We start from the raw sequence: 16,753 nt of genomic DNA, 5'->3' as shown, positions 1-16,753 counted from the left end.
TATGGACCCGAACAACCGGGGACCCGAGGAGTACGGCCATGACGACGACGGCGGACCGCCGCGTCAGCGCCCTCCCAGGGACTCCCTCACATCCGACTTCGCCCAGCACTCGCCCGCGCTCGCCCGCACCGTGCAGCTCGTCGCCGGCGACTTCCTGCTCACCGTCAACCCCGTCGACGGCAGCGAGATAGAGGCCTGCCCGCCCGGCGAGCGGCCCGGACGGCCCGAGAAGTTCGGCGCCGCCGAACGCGCCGAGGTGGACCGCGCGGCCCGCCCGCCCGTCCCACCGGGACCGACCCGCACCGCACTGCCGCTCCTGGCCCGTCAGGACGAACGCGAGCAGCTCGTACGGCTGCTCGCCCGCGGCCGCTCGGTACGCCTGACCGGTCCCGCCGGCTCCGGCCGCACCAGCCTCCTGGACGTCGTCGCCGAGGACTGCTCGGACCTCGCCCCCGACGGCGTGGTCCGCCTCAGCGGCTTCAACCGCACCGCGACCGAGCTGCTGTACGACCTCTTCTACGCCGTCTTCAACGCGCCCCTGCACCGCCCCGACCGGGACGAGCTGCTCTCCTGTGTCCGGGAGATCGGCGCGGTCGTCGTCCTCGACGACATCGAGTTCGGCGGCGCGGCCCTCGACGAACTCCTCGACGCCACCCCCGAATGCGCGTTCGTGATCGGCGCCACCCCCGACGTGCCCGCGCCCTCGGCCGACTCCGCCGTCGAGGACGTCTTCCTCAACGGCCTGGAGCGCGCCGACGGACTGGACCTCCTGGAGCGGTGCGTCGGCCGGGTGCTGACGGAGGACGAGTCGAACTGGGCGGGCGACCTCTGGTTCGAGTCCGAGGGCCTGCCCCTGCGCTTCGTCCAGGCCGGCGCCCTGCTCCGGCAGCGCGACCGGCTGCGGGCCGGGGCCAACGCCGTCGACGAGTTCGGCGTCTTCGCGGACGCGCCCCCGATCGACGCGCCCCTGGAGCCGGACCCGGGCCAGGAGATACCCCTGCCCGCACTCGGCGAGGCCGCGGCACCGGCCCCGCTGCTCGCCTCCCGGCTGAGCGAGTCCGCGCGCGCCACCCTGCGGTTCGCCGTCGCCCTCGACGGCGAGGTGCCGCACCAGGCGCACCTGCCCGCGCTGATCGGCGACACCCACGCGGACGCCGCCCTCGGTGAGCTCGCGGCCTCGGGCCTGGTCTCCCCGGTCGGCTCCCGCTACCGGCTCGCCGCCGGCGTCCTCACCCAGCTGGAAGCCGCCGGGTACGGCGACGACACCGAGACCTTCGCCCGCACCGCCGCCCGGCACTACGGCTGGTGGGCCGGACACCCCTCGGTCACCCCCGAGCGGGTGTGCGCCGAGGCCGACGCCCTGCTCGCCGCCCTCGCCGTCCTGGTCCCGGGCACCACTCCGCCCGCCGAGGACGAGGAGTCCGTCACCGTGCGGCTGGCCCGCACGGCGGCGCCCGCGTTCGCCGCCGGCGGTCACTGGGGCGCCTGGGAGCGTTCGCTGCGGGCCGGCTCCGAGGCCTCCCGGCTCGCCGGTGAGGTGTCCGAACAGGCCTACTTCCACCACGAGCTCGGCGTTCTCGCGCTCTGCGGCGGACAGCTCGACCGGGCCCGCGCCGAACTGGAGGCCTCCATCGGCCTGCGCGGCGCCCTCGCTGACAAGCGCGGCACCGTCGCGGGCCGCCGCGCCCTCACCCTGGTCTCCGACCGGGACGGCAGCGCGCCAGGACTGCTCGTCGGCCTCAGCGCCATGGCGGGCGAGGAGGTGCCCGACGCCCGGTACGACGAGTCCGCCTCACCGCCCGGGGGAGTCCCCGCGGCCTTCCCGCCGCTCCAGCCGCCGGCCGACGCGCAGACGGTCGTCGTCCACCGCTCGCCCTCCACTCCCGCGCCCTCCCGCAAGGCCCGGGGCGGACTCAAGGGCCTCGCCAAGCGCAACCTCGTCGCGGCCGGTGCGGGAGCGCTGCTGGTCGCGGTGCTCGGCACGGTCGTGACGCTGGGCGCCACCTCCGGCAACGACCCGAACGACCCGTCCACCCAGGTCGGCGTCAACCCGTCGGCCAGCGTCGGCATCGACGACGGCAACCTGGGCGCGGACGTACCCAAGGACGACAAGGGCACGGCGGACACGGGTACGGCGACGTCCCGGCCGACGGATCCGGGGCCGGACGGCACGTACGGGACGTCGGACGATCCGACGCCCACGGAGGCGGCGACGCCGTCCGACGACCCGAGTGGGACGCGCGGGACGGGGAGCACTCCGAGTTCGCCGAAGCCGACGACCCCCAAGCCCTCGACGTCGAAGCCGTCGACACCGTCGACGCCGACGGGTTCCGGAAGCCCGTCCTCGACGCCGACCGGGCCGACGGTCACGCCGACTCCCACTCCCACGCCCACCCCGACCGACACCACCCCGAGCAACAGCACCTCGGCCAGTGGATCGGCCTCCTCCACCCCTGTCGAGACCAGCAGCTCCGCCAGTGCCTCGGCGAGCAGCTCCCAGCAGGTCATCTGACGTACCGCGCACAAGAGGGCCGGGTCCACGGCATACGGACCCGGCCCTCGTCGTCGTAGCAGAAGACGCGCTGTCAGAACAGCCGCAGCTTGTCGTCCTCGATGCCCCGCAGCGCGTCGTAGTCCAGGACCGCGCAGCCGATGCCGCGGTCGGTGGCCAGGACGCGGGCCTGGGGCTTGATCTCCTGGGCGGCGAAGATGCCGCGGACCGGGGCGAGATGGGGATCGCGGTTCAAGAGGTCGAGGTAGCGGGTGAGTTGCTCGACGCCGTCGATCTCGCCGCGCCGCTTGATCTCCACCGCGACGGTCTGGCCCTCGGCGTCCCGGCACAGGATGTCGACCGGGCCGATGGCCGTCATGTACTCGCGGCGGATCAACGTGTAGCCGTCTCCGAGCGTTTCGATGCGGTCGGCGAGCAGTTCCTGAAGGTGTGCTTCCACGCCGTCCTTGATCAGGCCGGGATCCACGCCCAGTTCGTGCGAGGAGTCATGGAGGACTTCCTCCATCGTGATGATGAGCTTCTCGCCCGCCTTGTTGATGACGGTCCAGACGCCCACGGCGCCCTCGGGAAAGTCCCCGGTCTCCTCCTTCAACGTGCAGGGCGGCGACATCCAGTTCAGGGGCTTGTAGGCCCTGTCATCGGCGTGGATGGAGACGCTGCCGTCGGCCTTCACCAGGATCAGACGGGGGGCCGAGGGCAGGTGGGCGGTGAGCCGGCCCGCGTAGTCGACGGAACACCGGGCAATGACGAGACGCATGGTCGGCAACGCTACTCGACTGGCGCATGTCCACGCGATTCGGCCCGTAAGGCTGTGGAGAAACCCTGTTCACTTGTGGCCGATTGTGGGCCTGTTGGGAGTGCCCTTTGTTCGCATTCTCCTGGTGCCGTCACCGTCCGTTGCCTACCGTAGTAAACGGGAGGTCGCGAAGCGTGTACCCAGCGTGTCCGGCAGCGCGGACTCCCTCATCTGTCCGGCAACCCCTGAGCAATCGGGGGTGCGAGAGGAGAACCCATGTCGCTCGACGTCTCACCGGCCCTACTCGAGAAGGCCGAGCGAGGCGAGGTCGACGAAGCCGAATTCGTCGACTGCGTCCGGACCTCCCTGCCCTACGCATGGGAGATGATCAGCTCCCTGGTGGCCCAGCTGAAGGTCGACGGCGGCAACTTCGCCGACAACCAGACGCCCCCGCCGGACGAGCAGGCACGCGGTCAGCTGCTGCGTGCGCTTGCGAGTGACGCGATACGCGGCGCGCTTCAGCGGCACTTCGGTGTGCGGCTGGCCTTCCAGAACTGCCACCGGGTGGCGGTGTTCCCGTTGGACTCCTCCGTCGACGAGACGCTCGTCCGCTTCACCTCGGTGCGCAGTCAGCTGCTCAACCAGTCCCCGGAGTTCAGGGACTGCTGAGCGGCATGCCGCTTGCTTGCCGCTCCGTACGCGGGAGGTGCATCAGTACCGGGGCGGCAAGCTCCCGCCGGACCTTCAGGTGAGGTGCGGCAGCACTTCCGCACCCAGCCGCCGTACGTTCTCCTCGGTGGCCGCCAGATCTCCCGAGCCCTCCACGAGCAGGGCGAAGCGGGAGACGCCCGTCCGTTCGCTGGTCGCCGCGAGGCGGTCGGCGGCGAGCCGCGGGGTGCCCACCGGGTGCAGTCCGCAGAGCAGTTCGGTGTAGGCCACCGGGTCGCGCATCTGGCGAGCCCGGCCGTCGACCGTGACATGGGCGCCGAGCCCCTGCCTGAGCCAGCCCGGCATCGCCTTCACCAGGGCCTCCACCGCGTCCGTACGCCGGTCCGCGAGCTGGCAGACACCGGCCGAGACATGGGGCGCGTCCAGGACCTTCTCCGGCGCGTGCCCCGCCGCGCGCGCCTGCCTGCGCCACAGGGCGACCATCTCCGCCTTCTCCTCGTCCCCGACATGCATCCCGAGCAGCATCGGCAGCCCGCGCTCGGCGGCCAGCCGGACGCTCGCGGGGGAGGTGCAGGCGACGATCACCTCGGGACCCTCGGTCTCCGTGAGCGACTCCGAGGGCCGCGGCACGACGGGCACCTCGCGGAACCGGTAGCGCTCGCCGTCCGCCCCGACGGAGGGTTCGCGCAGCCAGCGCACCAGCAGATCGAGTGATTCCGGGAACCCCTTCTCGTACGCCTCCAGGCCCGACCCGAACACCTCCAGGTCGACCCACGGGCCGCCGCGCCCCACGCCCAGCGAGAAGCGCCCGCCGCTCGTCATGTGCAGCAGCGCGGCCTGTTCCCCGAGGGCCACGGGGTGTGCCGTGGGCAGCACACTCACGGCGGTGCCGACGCGGAGCCGGCGGGTGCGGCCCAGCAGCAGGGCGGCGAGGGTGATCGCCGACGGGCAGGTGCCGTACGGCACGAAGTGGTGTTCCGCCAGCCAGACCGCGTCGAGCCCGGCCTCCTCGGCGACCTCGGCGGAGCGGACCGCGCGGTGCAGCGCCTCCCCCTGGCCCTGTCCCGGGAACTGGGCCGCCAGGACGAATGTTCCTACGTGCATGTGCTTTTCCTGCTTCCTTGGCTCCGACGCGGAGCTCCCCCACCCGGCATAACCGTCTGACACGTGCCGAGGACACGGCCTGGCGGAGAGATTTGCCGATTGTCTGCAGAATGGGCGCCCCGAGGGGGACTTGTGGGGGCTGGTGACCTACGCCTACCCCGTCGCGTGCCGCGTAGGCTGGACGCGGTCCCTGCTTCCTGTATAGCCCCGTGAGGTGTCCTGTGTCCCCGCGTCGCAACCGACCCAAGGGTTCCGGTACGCCGGACCCGGCAGGCCGCAGTGCCGAGGACGACCGTTCCGGCCGCTACGGCGGCTTCCAGTCCTCGACGCACTGGCAGGGCGAGGACTGGAACGTCCGGCATGTGGCCGGGGCGAGCGCGCAGGGCAAGACGTACCGCTGCCCGGGCTGCGACCAGATGATCCCGGACGGCGTCCCGCACGTGGTGGCCTGGCCGGACCACTCGGGTGTCGACGAGCGCAGACACTGGCACAAGGCCTGCTGGAACGCGCGGGACCGCCGCACCACGCGGGTGCAGCGGTCCCGTAACGCGCCGAGGTTCTGAGGGCTCTACACGTCCCGCTTCTCCAGCAGGGCGAAGGCGCCGGCGAACGCGGCGGCCGTCACGCCGATGATGATCCACAGCGGGTCCCAGCCCGAAGGGCCCGACTCCGTGAGGGAGTTGGAGTAGAACACGCTGAGCTGGTTCGGGATGGAGTACTCCAACAGCGCCTGACGCACGTCCTCCAGGGACTGCGAGAACATGAACAGCGCGATGACCAGCGGGGCAAGGACCACACCGATCATGATGGTGATCGCGCCCGCCGAGTGCCGGATGATCGAGCCGATGATCAGCGAGAGCAGGCCGAGCAGCGCGATGTAGAGCGAGATGCCGAAGGTGCCCTTCAGCCACTCCTGGCCGGTCGGGGTCCGGGCGTCCAGCAGGGCCACGTCGATGAGGGCGACGACCAGGACCGAGACCAGGGTGGTCACGAAGGCGACGCCGAAGAACACGATCGACTTCGCCGCGAGGACCCGGCCGCGGGAGGGACAGGCGACCATCGTCGTACGGATCATGCCGGTGCCGTACTCCGACGCCGTGGTCAGCACGCCGAGCGTGATGACGCACATGTTGCCGATCAGCAGCCCGAAGAACCCGAAGGACAGCGGGTTCTCGTCGCGCAGGCTCTCCTGGGACGCGTTGGCCGCGAGCAGCGCGGCGACCGCGAGGCCGATCCCGACGTTGAGCACGACGAACACGCCCAGCGTCCAGATCGTCGACCGCACGGACCGGATCTTCGTCCACTCCGAGGCGAGGGCGTGCCCCAGATGCGTGCGCACGACCGGGATCGGTGAGGTGTAACCGGAGTACGACGGCCCACCCGCCGCCTGCCGGTCCGGTACGGCGGCCTGGGCCTGCGGCATCGAAGGCTGCGGGGTGCTCATCGGGCGTCCTCGGGCTCGGTCGGGGTGGCGGGGGCGGAGGCCTGCGGCGCGGGGGCGGCCGAGGCGGTGGGCGGGGCCTGCGGTGGGGCGGGGGCCTGCGGCTGGACCGCGGGAGCGTGCGCCGGCGGCTGAGGGCCGCCCTGGGGAGCCGCGGGGCCCGGCTGGGCGTACGGGTTGGGCGCGCCCGCGCCGGGGCCGCCGTACGGGCCCGTCGGCGGCTGGCCCTGGGGGACCGCGAACGGCTGCCCGCCCTGCTGGGGCGGCGGCGGGGCGTACCAGCCCGGCTGGCCCTGCCCCGGGACCGGCATGGGCGGCTGCGCGCCCGGCGGCAGGGGCTGCATCAGACCCGCCTTCTGGTCGATGGTCGAGCGGTAGTCCACCGAGCCCTGCGTCATCCGCATGTACGCCTCCTCCAGCGAGGCCTGGTGCGGGGACAGCTCCCACAGACGTACGTCCGTGTCGTGCGCGATGTCGCTGATGCGGGGCAGAGGCAGCCCCGTCACCCGCAGCGCGCCGTCCTGTTCCGGCAGGACGTGCCCGCCCGCCTCGGTGATCGCGGCCGACAGCTTCTCGCGCAGCTGCGGCTCGGTGTCGGGCGTCCGCACGCGCGCGAAGCCGGCGGAGTTCGCGGCGATGAAGTCCTGGACGCTCATGTCGGCGAGCAGCTGCCCGCGCCCGATGACGATGAGGTGGTCCGCGGTCAGCGCCATCTCGCTCATCAGGTGGGAGGAGACGAAGACCGTACGGCCCTCCGCTGCCAGCGCCTTCATCAGGTTGCGGACCCACAGGATGCCCTCGGGGTCGAGCCCGTTGACCGGCTCGTCGAAGAGCAGCACCTGCGGGTCGCCGAGCAGCGCGGCGGCGATGCCGAGCCGCTGGCCCATGCCGAGGGAGAAGCCCTTGGACCGCTTCCTGGCCACGTCCTGGAGCCCCACCACCCCCAGCACCTCGTCCACCCGGCGGGCCGGGATCCCGGACAGCTGGGCCAGGCACAGCAGGTGGTTACGGGCCGCCCGGCCGCCGTGCACGGCCTTGGCGTCGAGCAGGGCGCCGACCTGGCGGGGCGCGTTGGGCAGCCTGCGGTACGGGTAGCCGCCGATCGTCACCTGCCCCGAGGTGGGGTTGTCCAGGCCGAGGATCATCCGCATGGTCGTCGACTTGCCCGAGCCGTTGGGGCCCAGGAAGCCGGTGACGGTGCCGGGACGCACCTGGAAGGAAAGGTTGTACACAGCGGTCTTGTCGCCGTAGCGCTTGGTCAGGCCGACTGCCTCGATCATGCTCCGCACCCATCGCAAGGTTCAGGACAGCGGGGCACACGCCCCCCGTAAGGGTTAGGAGCTTATCGGGGCGCTGACGGTTCCGCTCAGCTGAAAGCAGAGGCGCTTCGTGTCACGCGTCCCGCTTCTTCAACAGGACATAACCGCCGATCAGGGCCGCCGCCACCCACAGCGCCATGATCCCGAGGCCGCCCCAGGGGCCGTAGGGGGTGTCGTCGTCGACCGGGGTGACCACCTGCATGATCTTGCTGCCGGCCTGGTCGGGCAGGAACTGGCCGATCTTCTTCGTCGCCGAGACATTGCCGAGGATGTTGGAGATGAGGAAGAAGAACGGCATCAGGATGCCCAGCGACAGCATCGGTGAGCGCAGCATCGCGGCGACACCCATCGAGAACATCGCGATGAGGGTCATGTAGACGCCGCCGCCGATCACGGCACGCAGCACGCCCGGGTCGCCGATCTCCGCCCGGTGGGAGCCGAGCATCGCCTGGCCGAGGAAGAAGGTGAGGAAGCTGGTGACCAGGCCCACGACGAGGCAGAGCCCGGTCGCCACCGCGATCTTGCTGACCAGGAAGGTGGCGCGCTGCGGCACGGCGGCCAGCGAGGTGCGGATCATGCCGGTGCTGTACTCGTTCGAGACGACCAGCACCCCGAACACGATCATCGCGAGCTGGCCGAGGCTCATCCCGGCGAAGCTGATGAAGGTCGGGTCGAAGGAGAGCTTGTCCTCGCGGCTCATGTTGTCGAACTCGTTCTTCGACAGGGCCGAGATCAGGATGCCGAGCCCGATGGTGACGACCACGGCGAGGGAGAGCGTCCACACCGTGGAGGCCACCGAGCGGATCTTGGTCCACTCGGAGCGGATGACCTGGGTCGCCGCCATGGTCTAGTTCCCCTTCCAGGCGTCGCCCCAGGCCTGTTGCTGCTCGGGCGGCGCGTCACTGTGTGCGTGGTACTCGACCGACTCCGCGGTCAACTGCATGAACGCCTCCTCCAGGGAGGCCTGTTGGGGGCTCAGCTCGTGCAGCACGATCTGGTGCTGGGCGGCCAGCTCACCGATGTACTCGGACTTGCTGCCGTCCACCTCCAGCGTGCCGTTGCCCGTCTCCACGACGGTGACCCCGGCCGCGTGCAGCACGTCGAGCAGGCGCTCGCGCTGCGGGGTGCGGATGCGGACGTAGGACCGCGAGTTCTGCGCGATGAAGTCGGCCATCGAGGTGTCGGCGAGCAGCCGCCCCTGGCCGATGACGACCAGGTGGTCGGCGGTCAGCGCCATCTCGCTCATGAGGTGCGAGGAGACGAAGACCGTACGGCCCTGCGCGGCAAGGGACTTCATCAGGTTGCGGATCCAGTGGATGCCCTCGGGGTCGAGCCCGTTGACCGGCTCGTCGAACATCAGGATCCGCGGGTCGCCGAGCAGCGCGCCCGCGATGCCGAGCCGCTGGCCCATGCCGAGCGAGAAGCCCTTGGCCTTCTTCCTCGCGACGGCGGTCAGACCGACCGTGTCCAGGACCTCGTGCACCCGCGCCTTCGGGATGCCGTTGCTCTGAGCGAGGCACAGCAGATGGTTGAAGGCGGTGCGCCCGCCGTGCATGGCCTTCGCGTCCAGCAGGGCGCCGATGTACGTGAGCGGGTCCTTGAGCTGGTCGTAGTGCTTGCCGTCGATCCGGACGTCCCCGGCGGTGGGCCGGTCCAGGCCCAGCATCATGCGCATGGTGGTCGACTTGCCGGCACCGTTGGGACCGAGGAAGCCCGTGACGATGCCCGGTCTGACGGTGAAGGTCAGGTTGTTGACCGCCACCTTCTCGCCGTACCGCTTCGTCAGGCCCGCTAGCTCGATCATGCGGACCACGCTAGGTGCGCACCGGAGCAGATGCCACTCCTATGGGCAAACGGAGACCGACGGATGCGGTAAGAAACCCGAACGCCCGACCCGGGCACGCCAAAGGCCCGCACCTGTCGGGGGAGAAGGTGCGGGCCCTTGATGCCGTCAGGCGGTGTTACCGGGACTGCTGAGCCGGGACCCCACGGGAGATCGGCTCGTCCTCGACCGGGGAGCTCGCGGCGGCGACCGCGGCACCCGTCAGCGTCGCCAGCATCTCGCGGACGTTCGTCAGCTGGGCGTTGATCGAGTCGCGGCGGTTGGTCAGGGCCGCGAGCTCACGCTCGGATTCCGAACGGATGCGGTCGGCCTTGGCGTTGGCGTCGGCCACGATGTCCTCGGCCTGGCGCTGCGCGGTCTCCACCGTCTGGCGGGCGCGGCGCTCGGCGTCGGTGCGCAGCTTCTCGGCCTCCAGGCGCAGCTGCTCCGCGCGGTGCTCGATCTCCGCGAGGCGCTTCTCCGCCTTCTGCTGACGCGAGGCCAGGTCGCGCTCGGACTGCTCCCGGCGCTTGGCGAGGTTCGTCTCGAAGTCGGCGGCGGCCTGCGCGGCCTTGGCGCGGGTCTCCTCGAAGAGGGCGTCCGCCTCCTCACGCTTGGACTGCGCGTCCTTCTGCGCCTCGGAACGCAGCTGGGACGCGTCGCTCTTGGCCTTCTCGACGATCCGGACGCCCTCGTCCTCGGCCTTGGACTTGCGCTCCGCAGCGAACGATTCTGCGTCGTTGCGGACCTGCTGGGCCGCCGACTCGGCGAGCTCGCGGTGCTGCTCGGCCGCGCGACGGGCCTCCTCGCGCAGATCCTTGGCCTCCTCCTCGGCGAGGCGGAGGATCTTCTCGACACGCGCGCCGAGACCGGCGTACGACGGCTCGGCGTCGGACACCTGGGCCTGGGCGTTCTGCGTCTCGAGGTGGAGCTCCTCGATGCGCTTTTCCAGGGCGGTGATGCGGGAGAGAGCGCTGTCACGGTCGGAGACGAGCTTGGAGATCCGTTCGTCCACCTGAGCGCGGTCGTACCCACGCCGCACAAGCTCGAAGCCGTAGGGGGAAGTGTCGCTCATGGGGTTCCTGTCAAATGAGACCGGTGAGGTGATAGGGGGAATCCTAGGGGCCGAAGCGGTGTGTCATCGAGCGGATACGTGTTTGATCTGGAGAATGACACCCCTTTTGAGTGGCTAACCCTGGGACGGCTTGCCAAAAACTTGGTCAAAGGCCCCAGACGGCACCGGATTCCGACCAGTCGGTCAGCTGTCCGACGGCTTACCCGAACGAGGGGCACCGACCGCGGCGCCCGCCTTGACGCCGCCGTCCTTGCCCGCCGCCGGGGCCTCGAAGGACTCCAACGCCTCCAGGACGTCCTGGACACGGGAGATCTCGGTGTTGATGTCCTCACGGCGACGGACCAGCACCTCCAGCTCGCGCTTGCCCTCCTCGACCGTGCGCTTGGCCTCGCGGATCGCCTCGGCCTTGAGCTCCTCGGCCTCCCGGACCAGCGTGGCCTTCTTCTGCTCGGCCTCCTTGAGGAGCCCCTCGGCCTTCTTGACCGCGGCGATGCGCACCTTGCCGGCCTCCGAATTGGCCTCCGACACCAGCTCCTTGGCCTTCGCCTGGGCCTTCGCCAGCTGCTCCTCCGCCGCCTTGATGAGCGCGTCGCAGCGGTCGCCGGTCGACTTCATCGTCTCCGCGGCCTCACGGCGGGCCCGCTCGTGCAGCGCCTCGATCTCACCCGTGATCCGGTCGCGCAGCTCCTCCGCGCGCTCCCTTATCGCGGTGGCGTCCCGGCGGGCACCGACGAGCAGCTCGTCCGCGTCCGTACGGGCCTTCTCCACCCGGGCGTTGCCCTCGACCGTGGCCTCGGACACCAGCCGGTCGGCCTCCTGGCGGGCCGCGCCCACCATGCTGTCGGCCTGCGCCTCCGCGTCCGCGGTGGTCTTGAGCGCCTGCTGCTGCGCCTCGGTGAGCAGCTTGTCCGCCTCGGCGGTGGTCTCCGTGATGAGCGTGTCGACCTGCTCGGCCGCCTCCGAACGCCGCTTGTTGGCGTCCTTGCGGGCCTCGTCGAGGGTGCGGTCGGCCTCCGCGCGCGCGGAGTTGACCAGCTCCTCGGCCGTGGCCGCCGCCTCCGCCCTGACCCGCTCGGCCTCGCTGCGGATCCGCTCCGCGTGCTGCTGGGCCTGCCCGACGGTGTCGGCGGCCTCGGCGCGCAGCCGCTCCGCGTCCCCGGTCGCCTCCCCGATCAGCTGCTCGGCCTGGGCGAGTGCCTCGACCCGTACCCGCTCCGCCTCGGCGACCGTCTCCGAACGCAGCCGGTCGGTGTCGGCGATGGTCTCGTCGGTGAGCCGCTCCGCCTCGCTGCGCGCCTCGGTGATGAGGGTGTCGGCCTGCGTCGCCGCGTCCGAACGGATGCGGTTGGCGTCCTCGCGGGCGTCCGCCCGGGTGCGGGCGGCGTCCTGGTCGGCCTGGGCGACGGCGTCCGAGGCCTCGGTGCGCGCCCGCTGGGCGTACTCGGCCGACTCCGACCTGAGCCGCTCGGCCTCCGCGATCGCCTCCGAGACGGTGCGCTCGGCAAGGGACTTGGCGGCGTCCGTCTCCTCGGCGGCCTCGCGCCGGATCCGGGCCGCGTCCTCGCTGGCCCGCTCCCGCTCGGAGTAGGCGTCCGAGCGGACCCGGTCGGCCTCCTCCTGCGCCTCGCGCCGGGTGCGGTCGGCCGCGTGCTCGGCGGCGGAGCGCAGCCCGGTGATCTCCTCCTGGGCCTGCTCGTGGAGCCCGGCGACCGAGTCCCGCACCTGCTGGGCGTGCTGCTCGGCGGCCGACACCATCTCGCCGGCCCGCCGGTCCGCCTCCTCGACCAGCCGTACGGCCTCGGCCTGGGCCTCCTCCACGCGGTTGCGCGCGGAGGCCAGCAGCTCCTCGCTCTGCTCGCGGGCCCGCTGACGCTCCTGGTCGGCCTCCTGGCGGGCCGAGCCGAGGTACTCCTCGGCCTCGCGGCGGCGCCGGTTGGCCTCCTCCTGGGCGGCGGCCAGCGTCTCGGACGCCTCGGCGGCGATCCGCTCGGCGGCGGCCTGCGCCTCCGCCCGGACCCGGTCCGCGGTGTCCTGGGCCTCGGTCTTGAGGCGCTCCGCCTCGGCGGCGGCCTCCGAGCGCAGCCGTACGGCGACGGCCTCGCCCTCGGCGCGGGAGGCGGACGCGTCGGACGCGGCCTCGGTACGCAGCCGGTCGGCCTCGGCCTCGGCCTGCTGCTGGAGGGTGCGGATCCGCTCGGCGGCCTCACCGCGCAGCCGCTCGCTCTCCTCGGCGGCCTCGCGGCGGATCCGCGCGGCCTCCTCACGGGCCTCGGTCAGGGCCTGCTCGGCGGCGGCCAGACGCTCCTCGGCCTCGCTGTGCAGCCGGGTCAGTTCCTCGGCCGCCTCGGCACGGCGTGCCTCTATGGCCCGCTCGGTCTCCTCGTGCAGCTCACGGGCCGCGCGCTCGGCCTCGGCCCTGAGCTCCTCGACCTGCTCGGCGGCCTCCTCGCGGTGCCGCTCCGCCTCCTGACGGGTGCGCTGGAGGGTCTCCTCGGCCTGCCGGCGCAGCGTGGTGGCGCGCTCGATGGCCTCGGTGCGGACCTTCTCGCTGTCGGTGGTGGCGCTCTGGCGCAGCTCGTCGGCGTCCGCCTTGGCCTTGGAGAGCAGCTCCTCGGCGGTCTTGGCCGCCTCCTCGATCTGCTGGACGGCCTCCTTGCGGGCCTCCGCGCGGATCTTCTCGCCCTCGGCGACCGCGTCGGCGCGCAGCTGCTCGGCCTCGCCGCGCAGCCTGCGGGCCTCCTCCTGGAGCTCGACCGTCTTGGCCCGGTACTCCTTGGTGTCGTCCTTCGCGGAGCCCTTGAGCTGCTCGGCGATGTCGTGCGCCTCGGCACGCAGCCGGTCCGCCTCGGCCTCCGCCTCACGGCGGATCCGCTCGGCCTCCTCGGCGGCGGCCTTGGTGGTCCGCTGAGCGTCCTCCTGCGCCTTGTTGAGGACGTCCTCGGCGGTCTTGGCCGCCTTGGACAGCTGGGTCGCGCTCTCCTCGGCGGTGAGCGTACGAGCCTTCTCGGCGGCCTCGGTGACGATCTTCTCGGCCTCGGCGCGGGCGTCGGCGACGATCTGCTCGGCGGCGGCCTTGGTGGCCTCGGCCTCCTCACTGGCCTCGGTGACCAGCCGGGCGACCTGCTCCTTGGCCGTACGGGTGCGCTGTTCGTTGGCCGACTCCGCGCTCGCGAGCGCCTTCTCGGCGGCCGACTTCGCCTCGGTGAGGACCTTCTCGGCCTCGGCCTGCGCCTTGCGCAGCGCCTCCTCGGCCTCCGCCATCCGCTGTTCCGCGGCCCGGCTCAGCTCGGTGGCCTGGCGGCGGGCGCTGTCCGACTCGGTCGCGGTGGAGGTGCGCAGCTGCTCGGCGTGGTCGGTGGCCTCCTGGGCCTGGGTGGAGGCGGCCTCCAGCAGGCGCTCGGCGTCCGCGCGGGCGCGGCGCAGCAGCTGTTCGGCCTCCGCGCGGGCCGCCTCGGCCTCGCTCTGGAGGCGCTGGCGGGCCTCGCTGGTGACCCGCTCGGCCTCGGCGCGGGCGGCCGCCATGGCCTGCTCGGCCTCCGCGCGGGACTCCTCCAGGAGCCGGCGCGCCTGGGACTCGCTGCGGGCGCGCAGCTGCTCGGCCCACGCCACGTTCTCGTTGACGTGCGACTCGACGGTCTGCCGGCGCTCGGCCAGCTCCTGGTCGAGCTGCTGGCGCCGGGTGACGGCCTCCTGGTGCAGCTCCGCCTGAAGACGCGCGGCCTGCTCGGCGTGCTCCTGGAGGATGCGCTGGGTCTGGGCGCGGACCTGGCTCAGCTCGCGCTCGGCGTCCTGGCGCAACTGGTCGGCCTGGATCTGCGCGTTCCGCAGCAACTGCTCGGCCTGGTAGCCGATGTCACCGCCGCCGAATTCGGGCCGGGACATGAGGGTGCGCCGCGCCTCGTGCAACTTGGCGCGCAGCACCTCGACCTGGTAGCCGAGGTCCTCGGCGTGCTGGATCGCCTTTTCCCGCTCGGTCTTCAGCCGATCCATCTCGGCCTCGAACCGAGAGAGGTGGTCGACGTCAGCCGCCGGCTCTCGCTCCTGGCGTTCGTAGCCCCGCACTGCGCGGTCCCATCCGTCCCCTGGTCGCAAGTCTCTCCGTACGAGCCCCGTCCTTCCGCCGGACGGGGCCCCCGGGGAATGGTGTCAGATCAACGGCGGAGCATGGGCTGCCGCCCACTGCTCGTCCCCCGAAACCCGGACCCCGGAAAGCGGCCACCCCCCTTCCGGGAGCGACCGCCCCCAACCCTACCGGCCCATATGTACGAGGGTCAGTGCTCAGGTGACTCAACAGGCGCCGAAGTGACCAGTTCTGTCAGTACGCCATGGCAATCCTTCGGGTGCAGGAAGGTGATCCGTGACCCCATGGAGCCGCGTCGCGGCTCCTCGTACAGGACGCGTACGCCCTTGTCCTTGATGTCGGCGGCGTCCTGGTCGACGTCCGCCGTGCCGAAGGCGATGTGGTGGACACCCTCGCCGTTCTTGTCCAGCCACTTGGCGACGGTCGAGTCGGGGCGGGTCGGCTCCAGGAGCTGCAGGTAGGAGGCGCCGCCGTCGGAGGTCTCGTTGATCTTGAGCATGGCCTCGCGCACGCCCTGCTCCTCGTTGACCTCGGAGTGGAACACCTCGAAGCCGTAGGTGGCCCGGTAGAACTCGACGGTCTTGTCGAGGTCGAAACAGGCGATCCCGATGTGGTCGATTCGCGTCAGCATGTAGTCAGTGCAGCGCTCGCGAAACGGTTACGCAACGTGCGCGCGATCACACCGACGGCCGGGTGACGGCACGGAGTGCCACTCAGTACATTCGAAGTAAACCCTCGTTCACACTCCTCGGCAGTGCAGCCGAAAGGGGATCGCAGCTCATGTCTGGATCGAACAGCACGACCTCGGTGATCGTCGCGGGCGCCCGTACGCCCATGGGACGGTTGCTGGGCTCGCTGAAGTCCTTCTCGGGAGCCGACCTCGGCGGCTTCGCGATCAAGGCCGCCCTCGACCGTGCGGGGATCGGCGGCGACCAGGTGCAGTACGTCATCATGGGCCAGGTCCTCCAGGCCGGCGCGGGCCAGATCCCGGCCCGGCAGGCCGCGGTGAAGGCCGGCATCCCGATGAACGTCCCGGCGCTGACCATCAACAAGGTGTGTCTGTCGGGCCTCGACGCGATCGCGCTGGCCGACCAGCTGATCCGCGCGGGCGAGTTCGACGTGATCGTCGCGGGCGGCCAGGAGTCCATGACCAACGCCCCGCACCTGCTGCCGAAGTCCCGCGAGGGCTTCAAGTACGGGGCGATCGAGATGCTCGACGCGATGGCCCACGACGGCCTGACCGACCCGTGGGAGAACATCCCGATGGGCCAGTCCACGGAGAAGCACAACACCCGCCTCGGCATCCAGCGGCCCGAGCAGGACGAGTTCGCCGCCCTGTCCCACCAGCGGGCCGCCGCCGCCCAGAAGAACGGCGTCTTCGAGGCCGAGATCACCCCGGTCGAGATCCCGCAGCGCAAGGGCGAGCCGGTCGTCTTCAGCAAGGACGAGGGCATCCGCGCCGACACCACCGCCGAGTCCCTCGGCAAGCTGCGCCCCGCGTTCACCAAGGACGGCACCATCACCGCCGGCACCTCCTCGCAGATCTCGGACGGCGCCGCGGCCGTGGTCGTGATGAGCAAGGCCAAGGCGCAGGAGCTGGGCCTGGAGTGGATCGCCGAGATCGGCGCCCACGGCAATGTGGCGGGCCCGGACAACTCCCTCCAGTCCCAGCCGTCCAACGCGATCCTGCACGCCCTCAAGAAGGAGGGCCTGGAGGTCTCCGACCTCGACCTCATCGAGATCAACGAGGCGTTCGCGGCCGTCGGCGTCCAGTCGATGAAGGACCTCGGCGTGTCCACCGAAAAGGTGAACGTGAACGGCGGGGCCATCGCCCTCGGCCACCCCATCGGCATGTCCGGCGCCCGGCTCGTGCTGCACCTGGCCCTGGAGCTCAAGCGGCGCGGCGGCGGCGTCGGCGCGGCCGCCCTGTGCGGCGGCGGCGGTCAGGGTGACGCGCTCGTCGTGCGGGTACCCAAGGCCTGAGTCCCTCTCGG

Annotated in this window: 13 protein-coding genes; 4 read left to right on the top strand and 9 right to left on the bottom strand. The window is 71.6% G+C overall.

Going from position 1 to position 16,753, the window contains the following annotated elements; genetic code table 11:
- The first annotated feature begins 1 nt into the window (after position 1).
- Positions 2-2,512, top strand: coding sequence for an ATP-binding protein (locus ACFYZ8_RS11275; RefSeq protein ID WP_388534447.1), 2,511 nt, complete (start codon positions 2-4; stop codon positions 2,510-2,512).
- A gap of 73 nt (positions 2,513-2,585) precedes the next feature.
- On the opposite strand, the gene nucS is transcribed toward ACFYZ8_RS11275, so the two are convergent.
- The gene (gene nucS, locus ACFYZ8_RS11270; RefSeq protein ID WP_359033560.1) at positions 2,586-3,269 is read right to left on the bottom strand and encodes an endonuclease NucS; all 684 of its coding nucleotides are present in this window, start codon (positions 3,267-3,269) and stop codon (positions 2,586-2,588) included.
- Between the two features lie 255 nt (positions 3,270-3,524).
- Between nucS and ACFYZ8_RS11265 the strand changes: the two genes are divergently transcribed.
- Positions 3,525-3,917 (top strand): SCO5389 family protein, encoded by a 393-nt coding sequence (locus tag ACFYZ8_RS11265; RefSeq protein ID WP_007384741.1) that lies wholly within the window; start codon positions 3,525-3,527, stop codon positions 3,915-3,917.
- Positions 3,918-3,992: 75 nt separating this feature from the next.
- On the opposite strand, the gene ACFYZ8_RS11260 is transcribed toward ACFYZ8_RS11265, so the two are convergent.
- Positions 3,993-5,021: an LLM class flavin-dependent oxidoreductase gene (locus ACFYZ8_RS11260; protein WP_359033557.1), complete on the bottom strand. Its 1,029-nt coding sequence runs from the start codon at positions 5,019-5,021 to the stop codon at positions 3,993-3,995.
- A gap of 221 nt (positions 5,022-5,242) precedes the next feature.
- Between ACFYZ8_RS11260 and ACFYZ8_RS11255 the strand changes: the two genes are divergently transcribed.
- On the top strand, positions 5,243-5,584 hold the full coding sequence (locus ACFYZ8_RS11255) for an ATP/GTP-binding protein (protein WP_359033555.1): 342 nt from the start codon (positions 5,243-5,245) through the stop codon (positions 5,582-5,584).
- Between the two features lie 5 nt (positions 5,585-5,589).
- On the opposite strand, the gene ACFYZ8_RS11250 is transcribed toward ACFYZ8_RS11255, so the two are convergent.
- The 7 genes from ACFYZ8_RS11250 to mce form a co-directional block, all read right to left on the bottom strand.
- Positions 5,590-6,465 carry an ABC transporter permease gene (locus ACFYZ8_RS11250; RefSeq protein ID WP_359033553.1) on the bottom strand — a complete coding sequence of 292 codons (876 nt, stop codon included), beginning with the start codon at positions 6,463-6,465 and terminating at the stop codon, positions 5,590-5,592.
- A complete protein-coding gene (locus ACFYZ8_RS11245) occupies positions 6,462-7,742 on the bottom strand; it encodes an ABC transporter ATP-binding protein (protein ID WP_388534442.1) in 1,281 nt (426 codons plus the stop codon). Before ACFYZ8_RS11245 ends, ACFYZ8_RS11250 begins: the two co-directional genes overlap by 4 nt.
- A 112-nt stretch (positions 7,743-7,854) precedes the next feature.
- A complete protein-coding gene (locus ACFYZ8_RS11240; protein ID WP_388534439.1) occupies positions 7,855-8,625 on the bottom strand; it encodes an ABC transporter permease in 771 nt (256 codons plus the stop codon).
- Between the two features lie 3 nt (positions 8,626-8,628).
- Positions 8,629-9,585, bottom strand: coding sequence for an ABC transporter ATP-binding protein (locus tag ACFYZ8_RS11235; protein WP_359033547.1), 957 nt, complete (start codon positions 9,583-9,585; stop codon positions 8,629-8,631).
- Positions 9,586-9,742: 157 nt separating this feature from the next.
- The gene (locus tag ACFYZ8_RS11230; RefSeq protein WP_359033545.1) at positions 9,743-10,678 is read right to left on the bottom strand and encodes a cellulose-binding protein; all 936 of its coding nucleotides are present in this window, start codon (positions 10,676-10,678) and stop codon (positions 9,743-9,745) included.
- A 183-nt stretch (positions 10,679-10,861) separates the two neighbouring features.
- Positions 10,862-14,740, bottom strand: a complete 3,879-nt coding sequence (gene scy, locus ACFYZ8_RS11225; protein WP_388534436.1) for a polarized growth protein Scy — start codon at positions 14,738-14,740, stop codon at positions 10,862-10,864.
- A gap of 209 nt (positions 14,741-14,949) precedes the next feature.
- Positions 14,950-15,390 carry a methylmalonyl-CoA epimerase gene (gene mce, locus ACFYZ8_RS11220; protein ID WP_007384751.1) on the bottom strand — a complete coding sequence of 147 codons (441 nt, stop codon included), beginning with the start codon at positions 15,388-15,390 and terminating at the stop codon, positions 14,950-14,952.
- A 149-nt stretch (positions 15,391-15,539) separates the two neighbouring features.
- Between mce and ACFYZ8_RS11215 the strand changes: the two genes are divergently transcribed.
- Positions 15,540-16,742, top strand: a complete 1,203-nt coding sequence (locus ACFYZ8_RS11215; RefSeq protein ID WP_123763106.1) for an acetyl-CoA C-acetyltransferase — start codon at positions 15,540-15,542, stop codon at positions 16,740-16,742.
- Positions 16,743-16,753 lie beyond the last annotated feature (11 nt).

This window comes from Streptomyces sp. NPDC001668 (assembly GCF_042893155.1).
In the GTDB taxonomy this organism is placed as follows: Bacteria; Actinomycetota; Actinomycetes; order Streptomycetales; family Streptomycetaceae; genus Streptomyces.
The sequence above is the reverse complement of the archived record's forward strand: the minus strand, read 5'-3'. Positions and strand labels throughout refer to the sequence as shown.